Origin of the sequence: [Clostridium] citroniae WAL-17108 (assembly GCF_000233455.1) — a bacterium.
Taxonomy (GTDB): Bacteria; Bacillota; Clostridia; order Lachnospirales; family Lachnospiraceae; genus Enterocloster; species Enterocloster citroniae.
The window spans coordinates 1,727,777-1,745,418 of record NZ_JH376420.1 but is presented as its reverse complement, the minus strand read 5'-3'; the positions used below and the strand labels follow the sequence as shown (position 1 = coordinate 1,745,418).

Genomic DNA, 17,642 nt, shown 5'->3' with positions numbered 1-17,642 from the left:
TGCAAGGGAGGAAAATCTTACATGGATATGATCATAAGAGAATACACAAGGGACGATGCAGAGGAAGCGGCTGTGATCTGGAACCATATTGTGGAGGAGGGGATCGCATTTCCCCAAACGGACTGCCTGACCAAAGAAAGCGCGGATGCATTTTTTTCAGAACAGTCTTTTACGGGAACTGCATTTGACAGGCACAGCGGGGCCATGGTAGGCCTGTATATCCTGCACCCCAACAATGTGGGACGGTGCGGCCACATCTGCAATGCCAGCTATGCTGTGAAATGGGATATGAGGGGCCGGCAGATCGGGGAGAAGCTGGTGCGCCACTGCATGGAAAAGGGAAGGGAGCTGGGCTTTGGCATCCTTCAGTTTAACGCCGTGGTCAAAACAAATGAAGCCGCCCTTCATCTGTACCAAAAACTGGGATTTACGCGGCTGGGCGTAATACCAGGAGGTTTCCTGATGAAGGACGGCAGGTATGAGGATATTATTCCCCATTATATTGTGCTGTAACAGACTGTGATCAGTTCCCCTTATTCTCAGCCTTCACCTCGGCCATCTTCATGGCGCGGACCTTAAGAGGCAGGCCGAACAGCGTGATGAAGCCATCGGCATCGTGGTGGTCATACAGGTCGCCTGTTGTAAAGGAGGCCAGGGACTCGCTGTATAAGGAGTAGGGGGATGTGGTTCCGGCCTTGATGATATTGCCCTTGTACAGCTTGAATTTTACTTCGCCTGTGACATATTCCTGGGTGGACTCAACAAATGCCTGGACTGCTTCACGCAGCGGCGTGAACCATTTTCCCTCGTATACGATCTGGGCCATCTTATTGCCCATGTCTTTCTTGGCATCCATGGTGGCGCGGTCTAATACCAGTTCTTCCAGCTGCTGATGTGCTTCCATCAGGATGGTTCCGCCCGGAGTTTCATATACGCCGTGGGACTTCATGCCAACCACACGGTTTTCCACGATATCCACTATACCGATGCCGTGCTTGCCGCCCAGCTCATTTAATTTACGGATGATGTCGGCCACTTTCATCTTTTCGCCGTTCACGCTGGTGGGAACGCCTTTTTCAAATGTCATGGTCACATATTCGCCCTGGTCGGGAGCTTTCTCAGGAGATACGCTCAAGACCAGCAGATGGTCGAAGTTGGGCTCCAGGGACGGGTCCTCCAGTTCCAGGCCTTCGTGGCTGATGTGCCACAGGTTGCGGTCACGGCTGTAGCTGGAATCAGCTGAAAAGGGCAGGTCAATACCGTGCTGCTTGCAGTACTCGATCTCATCTTCACGAGACTGAATGGTCCATACATCGGTCATACGCCATGGAGCAATGATCTTAAGATCAGGAGCCAGAGCCTTGATGCTCAGCTCAAAACGGATCTGGTCATTGCCTTTTCCGGTAGCGCCGTGGCATATGGCGGTGGCGCCTTCCTTGCGGGCGATCTCCACCAGGCATTTTGCAATGGCAGGACGTGCCATGGAAGTGCCCAGAAGGTATTTATTCTCATATACTGCATTTGCCTTAACACAGGGCATAATGTAGTTTTCACTGAAATCATCTACTAAATCTTCAATATATAATTTGGAAGCTCCGGATAATTTTGCTCTCTCCTCAAGGCCGTCCAATTCATTGCCCTGACCGCAGTCGATGCAGCAGCAGATTACTTCATAACCAAAATTTTCCTTTAACCACGGAATAATGGTGGTGGTATCAAGCCCGCCGGAATAAGCTAAAATTACTTTCTCTTTCATATCTATATCCTCCTGATATTGCTCTCTAATTGAACTTTCATAAATATACAACATTATGCAGGAAAATGCAAGCACTAAAATAAAAATTTTAAAAAATGTTGCATATTATGCATTTGTAATGTATAATTATGAAAATCAAGAGAAACACGGTGAAAAGCCGGTCCTAAAAGATACTTTCCTTTTGTGGGAAAAGTTACTATAATTAGGGTATTGGTGTATTTTCCGGATAAGAAGACGAGTTATTCTGAGCAGTTACAAATACTTTATAAATATGTATAAGGAGAATGGATATGGTTAAGGCAGGAATCATCGGTTCCACAGGATATGCAGGAGGAGAGCTGGCAAGGCTTCTGCTTCAGAGGGATGACATAGAGATCAAATGGTATGGCTCCAGAAGCTACATCGGGCAAAGTTATGCATCCTTATACCAGAATATGTTCCGGATCGTGGACGCGGACTGCATGGATGATAATATGAAGGAACTGGCCGGGCAGGTGGATGTGATCTTTACCGCAACGCCCCAGGGGCTGTGCGCTTCCCTGGTGGATGAGGACATTTTATCAAAGTCAAAGGTGATCGACCTGAGCGCTGACTTCAGGATCAAGGATGTTGCCGTTTATGAAAAGTGGTATAAACTCACCCATGGGTCGCCACAGTTTATTGAGGAGGCCGTGTACGGTCTTCCTGAGATCAACAGGGAGAAGATAAAGAAAGCCAGGATCATTGCCAATCCGGGATGTTTCCCCACCTGTTCCTTCTTATCCGCATACCCCCTTGTTAAGGAAGGGCTGATCGACCCCAATACCCTGATCATTGATGCCAAGTCAGGGACCTCCGGAGCGGGCAGGGGCGCAAAGGTGGACAGTCTGTACTGTGAGGTGAATGAGAATATCAAGGCATACGGCGTGGGATCCCACAGACACACGCCGGAGATCGAGGAGCAGCTGTCCTATGCTGCAGGGAAGCCGGTGACCATCAGCTTTACTCCCCACCTGGTGCCCATGAACCGTGGGATCCTGGTAACCGCCTACGCTTCCCTGACAAAGGAAGTTACCTATGAGCAAGTAAGGGCAGCCTACGACAAGTATTATAAGGAAGAATATTTTGTCCGTGTGCTGGACAGGGATGTGGTGCCCCAGACCCGATGGGTGGAGGGAAGCAATTTTGCAGATGTGAATTTTAAGATCGATCCAAGAACAAACCGTATTGTGATCATGGGAGCAATTGACAATATGGTCAAAGGCGCCGCGGGCCAGGCCGTCCAGAACATGAACCTGATGTTCGGATTGCCGGAGAATACGGGGCTTAAGCAGATTCCGGCATTTCCCTAAGAAGGAAATCGGAACGGGTTTGAAATTTCCATAGAAAGGGAATGCTTATCATGGCAGGAACAATGGATATCCTCATCCGGGAGATGACGATCGAGGATTACGAACAGGTCTATGAGCTTTGGACAGATATCAAAGGCTTTGGGATCAGAAGCATTGACGATTCCCGGGAGGGGGTGGAGCGTTTCCTTAAAAGAAACCCGACCACCAGCGTGGTAGCTGTCCAGAATGGACTGATCATCGGAAATATCCTCTGCGGGCATGACGGAAGGACCGGGTGCTTTTACCATGTGTGTGTGGCTCCGGGGTACAGGAAGCATGGAATCGGATACCGTATGGTCCGGACAGCCATGGAAGCCCTTCAGCGTGAAGGGGTGAGCAAGATCAGCCTGATCGCATTTAAAAACAATGAGGTGGGAAACGCCTTCTGGCAGGGGATTGGATGGACCGAGAGAGAAGATGTCAACAGTTATGAATTTATTTTAAATGAGGAAAATATAACGCGTTTTGTGCGCTGACACGGCTGTGGCCGCGGTTACCAAAGATGTTGGAGATCGCTGCATAAGCGGAATAAACGGAGGAATCAAGTGATGAGCGGAAATGTGGATGGAATCAGGAAGATAGCAGGCGGTGTGACTGCTGCCAAAGGATTTAAGGCAGCATCCACTGCGGCAGGGATCAAATACAGGGACAGAAAGGATATGGCCCTGATCTACAGCGAGGCGCCCTGTAAGTCGGCCGGTACATTTACCAGCAATATTGTGAAGGCAGCTCCTGTGAAATGGGATAAGAACCAGGTTACCGGCAATGTGCCGGCCCGTACCGTTGTTATCAACGCGGGCATTGCAAATGCATGCACCGGTGAGGAAGGCATGGGATACTGCAGCCAGACTGCGGATGCAGCCGCAGCAGTGCTGGGTATTCCGGCAGAGAGCGTGCTGGTGGCTTCCACCGGAGTGATCGGAAAGCAGCTGCCCATGGATAAGATCAAGGCGGGCATCGAGGCCATGGCGCCTTTACTGGACGGCGGGACGGACAGCGGGACGGAGGCATCCAAAGCCATTATGACCACGGATACTAAGAATAAGGAAGTGGCCGTACAGTTTGAGCTGGGCGGGGTTACCGTGACCATGGGCGGGATGTGCAAGGGCTCAGGCATGATCCATCCCAACATGTGCACCATGCTCAGCTTTGTGACCACGGACGCGGCGATCAGCAAGGAAATGCTCCAGGAAGCCCTCAGTGAGGACATTAAGGATACATATAATATGATCTCCGTGGACGGTGATACCTCCACCAATGACACAGTGCTCCTTCTGGCCAACGGACTGGCAGGGAATGAGGAGATAAGGGAAAAGAACAGTGATTATCAGGTGTTCTGCAAGGCGCTTAACTATATCAATGAAACTCTGGCCAAGAAAATGGCCGGGGACGGCGAGGGATGCACGGCCCTGTTTGAGGTGACCATTGTGGGCGCAAAGACAAAGGACCAGGCCAAGGTGCTGGCCAAATCCGTCATCACCTCCAGCCTGACCAAGGCTGCCATCTTTGGCCATGACGCCAACTGGGGCAGGATCCTCTGTGCCATGGGGTATTCCGGAGCCAGCTTTGACCCGGAAAAGGTGGATCTGTTCTTTAAGAGCGCTGCCGGTGAAATGCAGATCATAAAGGACGGCGTGGCCGTGGACTACAGCGAGGAGCAGGCCACAAAGATACTGTCCCAGCCCCAGGTCACCGCAGTGGCGGATATCAAGATGGGAGATGCCCAGGCAACGGCATGGGGGTGTGACCTGACTTTGGACTATGTGAAGATCAACGCGGATTACAGGTCTTAAGCGGCCAAGCGGAGATGTCATGTGTCGCACGTAAGAGACCAAAACACGGTCTCTAAGTGCTCATAACGAGCCACTCCACTAGGTTCGTAAGATACCTCACCAAGTGGAGATGTCATGTATCGCACGTAAGAGACCAGAGTACGGTCTCTAAGTGCTCATAACGAGGAGGAGAATGAGATGAATTTGGAACCGATGCAGAAAGCGGCTGTGCTGATTGAGGCACTGCCTTATATCCAGAGGTTTAACAGGAAGATCGTGGTTGTCAAGTACGGCGGCAGCGCCATGCTGGATGAAGAACTGAAGAAAAAGGTGATCCAGGATGTGGTGCTTTTAAAGCTGGTAGGCTTTAAGCCCATTATTGTCCACGGCGGGGGCAAGGAAATAAGCAAATGGGTAAATAAGGTGGGTATGGAGGCCCAGTTTATCAATGGGCTCAGGGTCACGGATGAACCTACCATGGAAATAGCGGAGATGGTGCTGAACAAAGTGAATAAAAGCCTGGTCCAGCTGGTTAATGAGCTGGGCATCAAGGCGGTGGGGATCAGCGGCAAGGACGGCATGATGCTGAAGTGCCATAAGAAGTATTCAGGGGGCGAGGACATCGGATACGTGGGCGAGGTGGAGAAGGTCGATCCCAAGATCATTTATGACCTGCTGGAAAAGGATTTCCTGCCCATCATATGTCCCATTGGGTTTGATGACGAGTTCTTAAGCTATAATGTGAATGCGGATGACGCTGCTTGTGCCATTGCAACCGCAGTACAGGCGGAAAAGCTGGCATTCCTCACGGATGTGGAGGGAGTTTATAAGGACTTTGACGACAAAGAGTCCCTGATCTCCGAAATGACGGTGCAGGAGGCGCAGAGCTTTGTGAGCAGCGGAATGCTGGGAGGCGGAATGCTTCCAAAACTCCAGAACTGCATCAATGCCATAACCAGCGGGGTATCACGGGTACATATACTGGACGGCCGCATCCCGCACTGCCTGCTGCTGGAGATTTTCACGGACCGGGGCATTGGGACCGCCATATTTAATTCTGAGGAAGATGAGAGGTACTATCATGGCTGACAAACAGTTGATCGACCGGGCGGAACACGCCCTTTATAAGACATATAACCGTTTTCCTGTGGTGTTTGACCACGGACAGGGCGTAAAGCTTTACGACACAGAGGGCAATGAATACCTGGATTTTGGCGCGGGAATTGCCGTTATGGGGCTGGGATATGGGGATGAGGAGTATACAAAGGCGGTGGAAGAGCAGCTTCACAAGCTGACCCATATATCCAATCTGTTCTACAACCAGCCCGCGGTGGAGGCTGGAGAGAAGTTGTTAAAGGTATCCCGGATGGATAAGGTATTCTTTACCAACAGCGGGACAGAGGCCATTGAAGGCGCCTTAAAGATTGCTAAGCGTTATCACTATAACAAACTCCATGAATCCATGGGAGATGGGGCTGAGGGATGTGAGGACGTGGATGCGGACATGACCGGTGAGATCATTGCCATGAACCACTCGTTCCACGGGCGCAGCCTGGGGGCCTTGTCTGTTACCGGCAATGCCCATTATCAGGAGCCCTTTAAGCCCCTGGTTCCCGGCATCCGTTTTGCGGATTTTAATAATCTGGACAGCGTCAAGGCATTGATCAATGACAAGACCTGCGCGATCATCATGGAGACTATCCAGGGAGAGGGAGGTATTTACCCTGCAGAGGAAGGGTTTATAAAGGGCGTCCGGGCCCTCTGTGATGAACATGACCTGCTTTTGATCCTGGATGAGATACAGTGTGGTATGGGGCGGTCAGGTGAAATGTTCGCATGGCAGCATTACGGCGTGAAGCCGGATGTGATGACCGTGGCAAAGGCCCTTGGAAACGGCCTTCCCGTGGGCGCATTCCTGGCCCGGGGCAAGGCGGCGGACGCCATGGTGCCCGGTGATCACGGGACCACCTACGGGGGGAATCCCCTGGTGACAGCGGGTGCAAGCGCGGTGCTGGATCTATTTGAAAAGCGCCACATGGTGGAGCATGTGAGGAAAATAGGCGCTTACCTGGCTGAAAAGCTGGATGGATTGGTAAATGAATTTGATGTGGTAAAAGAACGCCGGGGAATGGGCCTGATCCAGGGACTGGAATTTGCCGGTCCGGTGGGTCCCGTGGTGTCCGGCGCACTGTTGGAACAAAGGCTTGTGCTCATCAGCGCGGGAGCCGACATCATACGTTTTGTACCGCCTCTGGTGATCAGGGAGGGGGATGTGGACGAGATGATCCTGAGACTTAGACGGGCGATTAAGGCCTCATTTTAGAGGAAAGAGATGATAAGAGAAATGCTTCGGGAAAGGAATGATCTTCCCGGAGCATTTCTTTTTCCACCTTTTATTAGGCTGCCTTAAGTAATTCTTTCGTTTTCATTTATAAATTGTTATGAAAATACTGGATGAAATATTTAGCCCAACCCTCTATAATGGCCTTATGGAATGAACAAAGAAAGGCATTATGTTTATTTTTCTTGTAGCATAGTAAGAAATGTGATATAACTGTATTAATATAAATAGTACAGTAAAGGATGGATTCAGGAGGGCGGCATGGAGCGTGAGAAAAGAACAGAGGATGTGGATTTGGATGCCATACAGGCTGAGATGAAAGAATCAGAGGAGATAGACCGCAGGGTGGAGGCGTTAATGGCGCCTGAGGAAGATGGAGGAAACGGTAAGAAAAAGAAAAAAGAAAGAAAAATAAAGGAGAAAACGGATATTCGGAAAAACAGGGTCTGATAAAACGGATCAAGGGATGGAGCCGCAGACGCAAGATCATTACAGCAGCGGTTATTGTGATCGCAGCCGTGTTCATAAGTTCCCGGTTTGGGGGAAGCAGCAAGAACACGGGGCTGATGGTGGATGTCCTTCCTTTGTCAAAGCAGTCCATACAGGAAAAGCTGTCCTTAAGCGGCCCGGTGTCCGGGACGGACAGCGTGGATGTTGTATCCAATATCCATGCCGAGATCACGGCCATGAATGTAAAGGAGGGCGACCAGGTCCATAAGGACCAGGTGCTGGCAGTGCTGGACAGCACGGACCTGGAGCGGGAAGTGCGGATTGCCCAGAACGCCTATGACCTGGCAGTGAATAACAAGCAGGAAAAGGATAAGGAAGCTGCTCTGGGATATGAGAAAGCGGCACAGGATTTCCAGAAGGCCGGCATGGACCACAGCCGCAACAGCCAGCTGTTTGCCACCGGGGATATTTCCCAGATGGATCTGGAGGCCAGCGCCAATGCGTTAAATGATGCAAAGCGCACCATGGATGGCTATACGGTGGTCAATGGAAAGGGCGTGGCGGATAAGTCATATGAACTTCAGATAGAAAATGCCCGGTATGACCTGGAAAAGAAGATGGAAGAACTGGAAAATACCCAGATCAAAAGTACCATTGACGGTACGGTCGTCAGGGTCAATTCCAAGGTGGGTCAGTTTGCCGACAAGGTGGAAGATGACAAACCTATATTCAGCATAGAGAACCTGGAACAATTGGAACTGGAGATCAAGGTCAGCGAGTTCTCCATCGGAAAGGTAAAGGTGGGACAGTCGGCTGTGATCAGCGCAGACATCCTGGACGGCGGCACGGTAAACGGCGAGGTGATCAAGATATCGCCCACCGGCGAGGAAAAGGGAGGCGGCTCCACGGAGCGGGTCATCCCCACTACCATCCGTGTGGATGGGCAGGACACAAAGCTGATCGCCGGCATTACAGCCAAGGCGGAACTGCTGATCAAGGAGTCGGAGGATGCATTTGTGGTTCCGACAACCGCCCTTCTGGATGACGGGGACACTACATATATTGCCATTGTGCAGGATTTGAAGGTCAAGCGCATACCGGTTACCATTGGCGTGGACGGTGATGTGTTAGTGGAAGTGATACCAACGGACGATACGGTACTGGAAGAGGGCATGCAGGTCATCCAGAATCCCAATCCCATGATGGTGGATGGCGCGGATGTGATCGTGCGCCCGCAGTAGCAGGAGGCGTCCAATGAAAATAGACAAAATAAAACAGGGCTTTCAAAAGGGATTTACCCAGGGATATACATATAAAAAAATCACCTTCCGCCTGGCGCCGCACATACACCCGGCCTGGCTCAGGCGGCTGCTCCTTCCCCTTCATGCCCCGCACCAGGAGGCCGGGGACGGTCCCCTGCTCAAGCTGGAAAACCTGGTAAAGATATATGATACCGGAGCCATCAAGGTTCTGGGACTTAAGAAGATCAACCTCACCATAGACCGGGGCGAGTTTGTGGCCATTATGGGTCATTCCGGTTCTGGAAAATCCACCCTTATGAATATTCTGGGGTGCCTGGACCGCCCTACGCTGGGACATTATTACCTGGATGGCGTGGATGTGGCGGAGATGACACCGGATGAGCTGTCCGATATCAGGAACCGGAAGATAGGGTTTGTGTTCCAGTCCTTTAACCTGATTTCCAGGACATCGGCTCTTAAAAATGTGGAGCTGCCCATGACTTATGCCAGGGTACCAAAGGCAAAGCGTCTCCAGAGGGCCGGAATGCTGCTGGAGCGGGTGGGCCTGGGGACAAGACAGGACCATATGCCCAACGAGCTCTCAGGAGGACAGAGGCAGAGGGTGGCCATTGCAAGGGCTTTGGCCAACGAACCGCCCCTGATCCTGGCTGATGAGCCAACAGGCAACCTGGATACGGCTTCCTCCATTGAGATCATGGAGCTGTTCAGCCAGCTGCACCAGGAAGGGGCCACCGTGGTGGTGGTTACCCATGAGGAAGACATAGCCGCATTTGCGGACCGGGTTATCCGGTTCAGCGATGGGCAGATACAGAGCGACACGCTGAATGTCCATGGGGACGATTTCCATGGAACGCGTGCCTGCGGCTCCGGAAAGGAGGCAGAGGATGCTGATTGAGAATATGAAGATGGCATTTTCCGCCATCCGCGCAAACAAGATGCGTTCCGCCCTCACCATGCTGGGCATTATAATCGGTATTGGTTCTGTTATATCCATTGTATCCATTGGGGATACCATGAGAGGGCTTTTTGCAGACCTGTACAAGGACGTGGGCATTACCCAGGCATATGTATCCGTTGGTTACTGGCTGGATGATGTAAGGCAGAGCGATTATTTTACATTAGATGAGATGGAGCGGGCCAGGGAGGCATTCAAAGATGAAGTCGCTTACATTGACAGCAGCGCCTATACCAGCGCTGACGCCAGTTACAAGCGTACCAAGATCAAGTTTGAGTTTCAGGGGATTGACTATAATTACCAGGATGTACAGCCGGTGAACATGGTTTACGGCCGGTATCTGAATGAGGGAGATATACTTGGCAGGAAGAAAAATGTGGTTATGGACACGGACAGCGCCCTGAAGCTCTTTGGCATAGAGAATGCAGTGGGAAAATCATTCCGCACCACCATATACGGCAGCACGGAGGATTTTACAGTGGTGGGCGTGTACCGGAAGAATGTCAATGCCTTTCAGGCACTGATGATGGGCGGCAGCAACAGCGATAAAGGGGCTGCGTTCATACCATATACCCTTCTCACCTGGCCCAATGACTATTTCTACCAGCTTCACGTATATGCCAAGGATGATGTGAACCTGGACCAGTTCTTTGAACAGTTTAAGGCATATGCGGCCAAGATGCACGGCAGGCAGGCGGAGGATATGTACATGTACACGGCCATGCAGGAGATGACCTCGGTGGATGCCATGATGGGAGGTCTATCCATGGCAGTTGGCGGTATTGCAGCCATTTCCCTTCTGGTAGGCGGCATCGGCATCATGAATATCATGCTGGTATCCGTTACGGAGCGGACCAGGGAGATCGGTATCAGAAAGGCCCTGGGAGCCAGGACGCAGGATGTGCTGATCCAGTTTCTCACAGAGTCGGCAATCCTGTCGGCCTGCGGCGGGATCATAGGCGTGGTCATGGGCGTGGGGCTTGTGTCCCTGGGAGGCTTGGCACTGGGAATGCCGGTCATTATAAAGCCGGGAGTCATCCTTGTGGCCGTATCCTTTTCAGCGGTGGTGGGTATTTTCTTTGGACTTTATCCCGCGTCCAAGGCAGCTAAGTCAGACCCCATTGACGCGCTGCGCTATGAGTAACAGGAAGGTAACAGAGGAAAGGTTTTGACTAGAAAAGAGGTTTGTTAATGATAGATAACAGCAGGAAGGACAAAAGGAGGATCCGGGCGTGCCTGAGACATCATGGCACCCGCCTTGGCGCCATGTTTCTGGCGGTGTCCGTCAGTGCAGCGGCACCGTTTACTGCCTGGGCCAGTCCGGAGTTTGCCTATACTGGGGAAAAGTGGGCGTCCCTTCGCGACAATGTGCTGGAATATGATGAATTGGCGGACCTGATTCATGAGTATAATGTAACTGTGATCAATAACAGGATAGAGTATGACGAGTACAGGGGCAAGGACCATGACGATATGAAAAATGCCTATCAGGACATGGCGGATAAGCTTTACGATTCCAGTGATAAGATGATGGACGCCACGGACGAGGACCAGCCTGGATACGGCAGTATGGCGGCAGGTGCGATCGGCGCCCGGCTTCAGGCCGAGCAGAACCAGGACATGGCGGATTCCCAGAACGAAGACGGCTATGTAAAGAAACTGGAATATGACAGGCAGGAGGCATCCCTTGTAAAGGAAGCCCAGGCCAAGATGAACTCCTATTGGCAGAAATTTAAAGCAATGCCCGCCCTTGAGGAAGCGGCAGCCACAGCCCTTTCCCAGTATCAGTCAGCGGCAGTGAAAGCAGGCCAGGGCATGGTGACCCAGGCTGAGCTTCTGTCCGCCCAGGAGAAGGCGGAAGCAGCCCAGGCGGCAATCCAGACCAATGAAAAGGAGATGGACGCCCTCCGCAGGGAACTGTGCGTTATGACGGGCTGGAGCTATGATGCCCGGCCGGATATTCAGGAGATCGTTGTACCTGATTCCGGTGAGGTGGATTCCATTGATCTGGCAGCTGATAAGGAAAGAGCCAAAACCACCAATTACACCCAGGCGGCCAACGAACGCCGCCTGAAATATACCGGTGTGGGAAACCAGTATGATGTGATGGAGCGCAAGGTAGAAAGCGGACGCCGGCAGATTGAGGCGGATGTGGAAGCCAAGTATAAGCTTTTAAAACAGGCTCAGGCAGACTATGACCAGACACGGGGGGAGCTGGAGCTGGCGGTGAGAAATGCCCAGGCAGCTGAACGCCGCTACAGCCTTGGCACTATTTCCAGAAACGAGTACCTGCAGCAGCGGGACGGGCTGGCATCCAAACAGTCTTCAAATGATGTGGCCGGACTCAGGTTCAGACAGGCCATGGAGGATTACCGGTGGGCTGTGAATGGACTGGCGCAGACGGAGGGAGCATGATATGGTCAGGATCAGACGAATCGTTCCGGCATTGATGAGCGCCTGCCTGGCATTTTCCGCGGCAGGGGCTGTGAGCAGTAATGGCCAGACGGCCTGGGGAGCCCAGGTCATCCAGTACAGCGATTTGCCGGAGTTGGTAAAAACCCATTCTCCCCAGGTCCAGATGGAGCGGACCCTGTATGAAACCAGGCTGGGACGTTATGAATCCGCAAGGGAAGAGATGATGGAAACAAGACGCCGCCTGCGGGAGGAAGCGGAGGATATGGAGAAAAATGGGGATTCCGATGGGGCAAGCAATTACAGGACCCAGGCAAAGGTCCTGGAGGAGGCTGCAAAGGATATGGATAAGCAGATCCGCTCAGCCAAGGGAAGTTCCAGCACCATGTCCCTGCGCAGGATGGAAGATACCATGATATGGACCGCCCAGAGCCTTATGGGGACTTACCACAGTCTCAGGGCAGAGCAGGAAGGCGCCCTTGCAGAAGCCGAGCTTATGCAGGGGAAATACGAGAAAGCAATGCGTCAGGCCGGCCTTGGAATGGTATCCCAGGCAGCGGCGGATGAGGCGGGAAAGGCAGCAACAGCGGCAGCCAACAAGGCACAGTCCCTTCAGGATGATATGGAGCGTGTCAGGAAGGAACTTCTGATGGTTACGGGATATCCCGGGGATTCCCAGGTCCAGATCGGCATGTTACCCGCTCCGGATCAGAGCCGTGTGGATAGGATCACCCTGGAGGCGGATAAGTGGAGAGCCCTTGGGAATAACTACGAACTGAGACAGCAGAGGGGCAGCTCCTCCGGAGGAACCATTAAAGAGCACCATGTCCGCCAACGGACAATAGAGGAGGGCGAAGCAACCATGTACGGCCAGATGGATACACTGTACCAAAATGTTCTGGCCGGACGCACCATGTGGCAGAGCGCTGTAACGGCCCAGGCAGCCCGGGAGGCAGAGTGGAAGGCCGCTTCCAACAAGATGGACCTGGGCATGCTCTCCAGACAGGAATACCTGGAAGCCAGATCATCCTATCTGGACGGGGCGGCAGCCAAGGCCCAGGCAGATGTGAATTTTCAGCAGGCCATGGATATGTATGACTGGGCGGTGAAGGGATTGATGGCCACTAACTGAATTCTGCCCGATGCTCCGTCACTGCCTGAGCATCCGGTATCCGACTCCCACGTGGGTCTGTATGTACTGGGGCTGTGACGGGGTTCTCTCGATTTTCTTCCTAAGCGAAGCCATAAATACCCGCAGGGAGGCCACATCCCCCTCCCAGGCAGCGCCCCAGATTTCCCTGGTGATATAGGAATGGGTCAGGACCTTGCCTACATTGTGGGCCAGGAGGCACAGGAGTTTGTATTCGTATGGGGTCAGGTGGAGCTCTTCACCGTCCAGGGTGGCATAGCCGGCCGCATAGTCGATAATCAGGCCTCCGTTGATAAAGGTGGAGGACTGATCCTCCTTCAGGCTCTGCATATAGCTGAGCCGCCTTTGGGTAGTGCGAAGCCTGGCCAGCAGCTCATCCACTGAGAAGGGTTTGGTGAGATAATCATCCGCACCAGCGTCCAGGGCAGCTATCTTGTCGTCATCCTCGCTTCTGGCGCTGATGACGATAATGGGGATCTTGGACCAGGAACGGATTTTCTTAATTACATCCACCCCGTCCATATCAGGCAGCCCCAGGTCCAGCAGTATAATATCGGGCCGCTGGGAAGCCGCGCTCAGGATTCCCTGCTCCCCCTTGTCAGCCCACATATAGTGGTAATCGTGCATCTCCAGGGTGGTGGCGATCAGGTTCTTGATCGCTTTGTCATCTTCTATGATCAATATTCCGGTTTTATTCATGGATGGAAACCTCCTCAGCAGGTAATGTGATCCGGAATATGCTTCCGGAAGGCGTGTGATCCAGAACCTCAATGGTTCCCTTGTGTGCATTCAGGATCGCCCTGCACAGGGGCAGCCCCAGGCCCATGCCGCGTTTTCCGTCAGCAGATTTGTAGCCTGTGGTATAGAACATCTGGAAAATCTTTTCTTTGGAATCATCCGGTATTCCCGGACCGTTATCCGTAACTTCAATTATAGCACAATTTCCCCTCTGATAACTTTTCACCGTAATATCAGAGTTTTCAGGGGTATATTTGATGGCGTTATCCACCAGGTTGGTGACCACCTGGATGATGAGCTGGGCGTCCACACTGACCAGGATATAATCTCCTTCCTGGGTCACCCGGACCTTGCGGCTTTCATGGCGCCTGTGAATATGGCGCATGGCTTCATCGATGATCTCCTCCAACAGTTCAGTCTCCATGTGCAGCTGTACAGCCCCGCCCTCTACCCTGGTAATGGAGAGCAGATTTTCCACCAGGCTGATAAGCCACATGGAATCATCATGGATATCCTTATATATACGCTGCCTGTGCTCATGGTCTAGGCTGTCCGCGTCATTCATAAGGACCCCGGCGTTGCCGGAAATGCTGGTAAGAGGGGTGCGCAGATCATGGGAAATGGAGCGCAGCAGATTGCTTCGGAACTGCTCTGCCTGGGCCATGGCTGCCTCCTCCTCCCTTTTGCGGGAGATGTATTCCTTTTCAAGGGCTGTGGCGCACTGGTTCAGTATCGCAATGGCCAGGCTGTTCTCAAAGTCGTCAGGAACCACAAGGCCAACCCGGATCCCCATTACTGCGTACACCAGGTCGCAGCTTTTTACCGGAAGATAGTGGAACGCGGCGGTGGACAGGATCTGTGTGGTAGCTCCTGTCTCGCAGTGCCCCATATAGCACTTCCTGGCAGCGGTCATTTCCTCCAGGGTCTCAGGAGAAGGTCCGCGGCTGTCGGGATGTTCTGAGAATTCCGTAAATCCCACAGGGGAACACAGTCCGCGTGCATCCGCCTGAAAGCAGGCAATGTCCCGTTTTAAAAGTTTGTTCAGCTGGATGGCCGCAGTTCTCAGAATATCCTCCTGGTTTCCGGCCTTTTGAAGCATCTGGCTGGTGTCCAGGATCACGCCAGAGCGGTAGGCATCCTGTCTGGATATGCGGGCATTTTCCTTGATCTGGACCGCGTAGGAGCTGGTAAAAACAGCGGCCAGGAATGTGATCAGCAGTGTAAGCTGCGTGCCCGCATCATCTGCTTTAAACGCAAACATGGGCTCTGTGAAGATATAGTTGAACAAAAGGATGCTGGCAAGGGAAGCGGCTGTGCTGTACCACCGGCTGGCGGTAAGGGCGGCCACAACCAGGACACCCAGGATATATACGGTAATGATATTAGTCTGCGGCAGGCCCATCTCCTCAAACAGGAACCCTAAGGCTGTTGACAGCGCCAGCACAGAAACCGTGATCATGGTGTCCGTGCATCTGGTATGCTTGAGCGTGTGCCCAATATGTAGTAACTTCATGGATCAAATGCCTCCTTTACAGTGAAGTGTACTCTCGGAGTCTCCGCGGCACCCATCTTTGCGGCTGATTTCCCGCCGGCCGCACATAAATTGATTCAATGTACACACCGTGTACGCCTCATAAATTTATGTACAACCGACAAAAAATCATCTCGCAAATCTGAGTACCAGGAAACTCCGAGAGTACACTGAAATAATTATAGCACAATCCCCAGGCAATCAACAGGGATTTGGATATTTCTTTACATAATCTTTATAGGCTGGCCCTTTCCATTATACCTGTTTTATGCCTTCCGTGATAAGCTTTAGCCAACAGGAGGAGTTGATGATATGAAATCCATAGAAAAACAAACCCCTGCCAGGATCATAGCATTGGGCTTTATGGCAGTGATCCTGACTGGGTCATTTCTCTTAATGCTGCCCGTGTGCGTGAAGCCGGGGGTCAATCTTCATTATGTGGACGCCCTGTTTACATCCACCAGCGCAGTATGTGTAACCGGACTGATCGCAGTGGACACCGCGGACACGTACACGGCCCTGGGTCAGGCCATTGTCGCCTTTCTGATACAGGTCGGCGGTCTGGGAGTGACATCCGTGGGAGTGGGCGTGATCCTGGCACTTGGACGCAGGGTGAACCTGAAGGAACGTCTGCTGATAAAAGAGGCCATGAACCTGGATTCGGGAAAAGGGATCGTATGCATTGTAAAGAATGTACTAAAGACCACCCTGTGTTTTGAAGGGGCGGGCGCTGTTCTCAGCTATCTTGTGTTTTCCAGGGATTATCCCCCTTTAAAGGCTCTGGGGATCAGCCTGTTCCATTCGGTGGCTGCATTTAACAATTCAGGCTTTGACATTCTGGGAGGGCTTCAGAATCTGACAGGGTATAAAGATAATATCCTGTTAAACCTTACCACCTCCGGCCTTATTATATTTGGCGGCCTGGGATTCCTGGTAATCATGGACATTGCGGGAAAACGTTCATTTAAAAAACTCTGTCTTCATTCCAAAGCAGTGATCGTCACTACTCTGATCCTGCTGGCAGTGGGGACCGTGCTGCTGCGGCTCACAGAGGACATCACATGGCTGGGCGCTTTTTTTACCAGTGTTTCAGCCAGAACAGCGGGATTTACCACATTTCCCTTAAGTGATTTTACCACGGCGGGACTTTTGACCGTTACTGTGCTGATGTTTATCGGTGCATCACCTGGGTCCACAGGAGGCGGGATCAAGACCAGCACCTTGTTTACTCTGTTCCACACCATAAAGGGAGCTGCCACCAACACCCAGCCCCATGCATTTCACTACAAGATACCCCAGGAGGCCTTTTATAAAGCCGCGATCGTGACAGCCCTGTCATCCCTGGTGGTGATCTCCGGTATTCTGTGCATGTGTGTGCTGGAACCGGGGCTTCCCTTTGAGGACATCATGCTGGAGATCACATCCGCCTTTGGCACCGTGGGACTGTCCACCGGCATCACACCCGGGCTGAGCCCCTTAAGCAAGCTGTTGGAGGTCCTGATCATGTACATCGGAAGGCTTGGACCATTGACAATTGTCACTATCTGGATTTTTAAGCCGGATACATCCGTATCCTTCCCTGAGGGAAGCATATCCATCGGATGAGTCCCATCGCACTTAGGGACCAAGGTACGGTCCCTAAGTGCTCATAGCGAGCCACTCCACTAGGCTTGTGGAAGACCGCGCCAAGTGGAGATGACATGCATCGCACGTAAGGGACCAAGGTACGGTCCCTAAGTGCTCATAGCGAGCCACTCCACTAGGCTTGTGGAAGACCGCGCCAAGTGGAGGTGACATGCATCGCACGTAAGGGACCAAGGTACGGTCCCTAAGTGCTCATAGCGAGCCACTCCACTAGGCTTGTGGAAGACCGCGCCAAGTGGAGATGACATGCATCGCACGTAA

16 protein-coding genes are annotated in these 17,642 nt (G+C 52.2%); 13 read left to right on the top strand and 3 right to left on the bottom strand.

Features of this window, described 5'->3' with window-relative positions; all coding sequences use genetic code 11:
• The first annotated feature begins 21 nt into the window (after window positions 1-21).
• Window positions 22-513 carry a GNAT family N-acetyltransferase gene (locus tag HMPREF9469_RS07885; protein ID WP_007860771.1) on the top strand — a complete coding sequence of 164 codons (492 nt, stop codon included), beginning with the start codon at window positions 22-24 and terminating at the stop codon, window positions 511-513.
• Between the two features lie 10 nt (window positions 514-523).
• Here HMPREF9469_RS07885 and HMPREF9469_RS07880 read toward each other — a convergent pair whose 3' ends face one another.
• Window positions 524-1,756, bottom strand: a complete 1,233-nt coding sequence (locus HMPREF9469_RS07880) for an argininosuccinate synthase (RefSeq protein ID WP_007860770.1) — start codon at window positions 1,754-1,756, stop codon at window positions 524-526.
• Window positions 1,757-2,046: 290 nt separating this feature from the next.
• On the opposite strand from HMPREF9469_RS07880, the gene argC reads away from it, so the two are divergent.
• The 11 genes from argC (at window position 2,047) to HMPREF9469_RS07825 (ending at window position 13,450) form a co-directional block, all read left to right on the top strand.
• Entirely contained in the window at window positions 2,047-3,087 is a 1,041-nt protein-coding gene (gene argC, locus HMPREF9469_RS07875; protein WP_007860769.1) for an N-acetyl-gamma-glutamyl-phosphate reductase, read from the top strand.
• A gap of 50 nt (window positions 3,088-3,137) precedes the next feature.
• A complete protein-coding gene (locus HMPREF9469_RS07870) occupies window positions 3,138-3,602 on the top strand; it encodes a GNAT family N-acetyltransferase (protein ID WP_007860768.1) in 465 nt (154 codons plus the stop codon).
• Window positions 3,603-3,674: 72 nt separating this feature from the next.
• Window positions 3,675-4,919 carry a bifunctional glutamate N-acetyltransferase/amino-acid acetyltransferase ArgJ gene (gene argJ, locus HMPREF9469_RS07865; RefSeq protein WP_007860767.1) on the top strand — a complete coding sequence of 415 codons (1,245 nt, stop codon included), beginning with the start codon at window positions 3,675-3,677 and terminating at the stop codon, window positions 4,917-4,919.
• Window positions 4,920-5,096: 177 nt separating this feature from the next.
• Window positions 5,097-5,987, top strand: a complete 891-nt coding sequence (gene argB, locus HMPREF9469_RS07860) for an acetylglutamate kinase (RefSeq protein ID WP_007860765.1) — start codon at window positions 5,097-5,099, stop codon at window positions 5,985-5,987.
• Window positions 5,980-7,221 carry an aspartate aminotransferase family protein gene (locus HMPREF9469_RS07855; protein ID WP_007860764.1) on the top strand — a complete coding sequence of 414 codons (1,242 nt, stop codon included), beginning with the start codon at window positions 5,980-5,982 and terminating at the stop codon, window positions 7,219-7,221. The genes argB and HMPREF9469_RS07855 overlap by 8 nt, the downstream gene beginning before the upstream one ends.
• Window positions 7,222-7,500: 279 nt before the next feature.
• Entirely contained in the window at window positions 7,501-7,689 is a 189-nt protein-coding gene (locus HMPREF9469_RS32885; RefSeq protein WP_007860761.1) for a hypothetical protein, read from the top strand.
• A 56-nt stretch (window positions 7,690-7,745) separates the two neighbouring features.
• Window positions 7,746-8,930 (top strand): efflux RND transporter periplasmic adaptor subunit, encoded by a 1,185-nt coding sequence (locus HMPREF9469_RS07845; protein ID WP_007860760.1) that lies wholly within the window; start codon window positions 7,746-7,748, stop codon window positions 8,928-8,930.
• Between the two features lie 13 nt (window positions 8,931-8,943).
• Entirely contained in the window at window positions 8,944-9,846 is a 903-nt protein-coding gene (locus HMPREF9469_RS07840) for an ABC transporter ATP-binding protein (RefSeq protein ID WP_007860758.1), read from the top strand.
• Window positions 9,836-11,050 carry an ABC transporter permease gene (locus HMPREF9469_RS07835; protein ID WP_007860756.1) on the top strand — a complete coding sequence of 405 codons (1,215 nt, stop codon included), beginning with the start codon at window positions 9,836-9,838 and terminating at the stop codon, window positions 11,048-11,050. The genes HMPREF9469_RS07840 and HMPREF9469_RS07835 overlap by 11 nt, the downstream gene beginning before the upstream one ends.
• Window positions 11,051-11,097: 47 nt before the next feature.
• Window positions 11,098-12,321 carry a TolC family protein gene (locus tag HMPREF9469_RS07830; protein WP_007860754.1) on the top strand — a complete coding sequence of 408 codons (1,224 nt, stop codon included), beginning with the start codon at window positions 11,098-11,100 and terminating at the stop codon, window positions 12,319-12,321.
• A gap of 1 nt (window position 12,322) precedes the next feature.
• A complete protein-coding gene (locus HMPREF9469_RS07825; RefSeq protein WP_007860753.1) occupies window positions 12,323-13,450 on the top strand; it encodes a hypothetical protein in 1,128 nt (375 codons plus the stop codon).
• Between the two features lie 18 nt (window positions 13,451-13,468).
• Here HMPREF9469_RS07825 and HMPREF9469_RS07820 read toward each other — a convergent pair whose 3' ends face one another.
• On the bottom strand, window positions 13,469-14,167 hold the full coding sequence (locus HMPREF9469_RS07820) for a response regulator (protein ID WP_007860752.1): 699 nt from the start codon (window positions 14,165-14,167) through the stop codon (window positions 13,469-13,471).
• A complete protein-coding gene (locus tag HMPREF9469_RS07815; RefSeq protein WP_007860751.1) occupies window positions 14,160-15,719 on the bottom strand; it encodes an ATP-binding protein in 1,560 nt (519 codons plus the stop codon). Before HMPREF9469_RS07815 ends, HMPREF9469_RS07820 begins: the two co-directional genes overlap by 8 nt.
• A gap of 330 nt (window positions 15,720-16,049) precedes the next feature.
• On the opposite strand from HMPREF9469_RS07815, the gene HMPREF9469_RS07810 reads away from it, so the two are divergent.
• Complete coding sequence (locus HMPREF9469_RS07810) at window positions 16,050-17,342, top strand: TrkH family potassium uptake protein (protein ID WP_007860750.1); 1,293 nt, start codon at window positions 16,050-16,052, stop codon at window positions 17,340-17,342.
• Window positions 17,343-17,642: the final 300 nt, after the last annotated feature.

Excerpts from the sequence above, each read along its gene's own strand:
- HMPREF9469_RS07885 (WP_007860771.1), top strand. The coding sequence starts at position 22 with ATGGATATGATCATAAGAGAATACACAAGGGACGATGCAGAGGAAGCG.
- HMPREF9469_RS07880 (WP_007860770.1), bottom strand. The coding sequence starts at position 1,756 with ATGAAAGAGAAAGTAATTTTAGCTTATTCCGGCGGGCTTGATACCACC.
- argC (WP_007860769.1), top strand. The coding sequence starts at position 2,047 with ATGGTTAAGGCAGGAATCATCGGTTCCACAGGATATGCAGGAGGAGAG.
- HMPREF9469_RS07870 (WP_007860768.1), top strand. The coding sequence starts at position 3,138 with ATGGCAGGAACAATGGATATCCTCATCCGGGAGATGACGATCGAGGAT.
- argJ (WP_007860767.1), top strand. The coding sequence starts at position 3,675 with ATGAGCGGAAATGTGGATGGAATCAGGAAGATAGCAGGCGGTGTGACT.
- argB (WP_007860765.1), top strand. The coding sequence starts at position 5,097 with ATGAATTTGGAACCGATGCAGAAAGCGGCTGTGCTGATTGAGGCACTG.
- HMPREF9469_RS07855 (WP_007860764.1), top strand. The coding sequence starts at position 5,980 with ATGGCTGACAAACAGTTGATCGACCGGGCGGAACACGCCCTTTATAAG.
- HMPREF9469_RS32885 (WP_007860761.1), top strand. The coding sequence starts at position 7,501 with ATGGAGCGTGAGAAAAGAACAGAGGATGTGGATTTGGATGCCATACAG.
- HMPREF9469_RS07840 (WP_007860758.1), top strand. The coding sequence starts at position 8,944 with ATGAAAATAGACAAAATAAAACAGGGCTTTCAAAAGGGATTTACCCAG.
- HMPREF9469_RS07835 (WP_007860756.1), top strand. The coding sequence starts at position 9,836 with ATGCTGATTGAGAATATGAAGATGGCATTTTCCGCCATCCGCGCAAAC.
- HMPREF9469_RS07830 (WP_007860754.1), top strand. The coding sequence starts at position 11,098 with ATGATAGATAACAGCAGGAAGGACAAAAGGAGGATCCGGGCGTGCCTG.
- HMPREF9469_RS07825 (WP_007860753.1), top strand. The coding sequence starts at position 12,323 with ATGGTCAGGATCAGACGAATCGTTCCGGCATTGATGAGCGCCTGCCTG.
- HMPREF9469_RS07820 (WP_007860752.1), bottom strand. The coding sequence starts at position 14,167 with ATGAATAAAACCGGAATATTGATCATAGAAGATGACAAAGCGATCAAG.
- HMPREF9469_RS07815 (WP_007860751.1), bottom strand. The coding sequence starts at position 15,719 with ATGAAGTTACTACATATTGGGCACACGCTCAAGCATACCAGATGCACG.
- HMPREF9469_RS07810 (WP_007860750.1), top strand. The coding sequence starts at position 16,050 with ATGAAATCCATAGAAAAACAAACCCCTGCCAGGATCATAGCATTGGGC.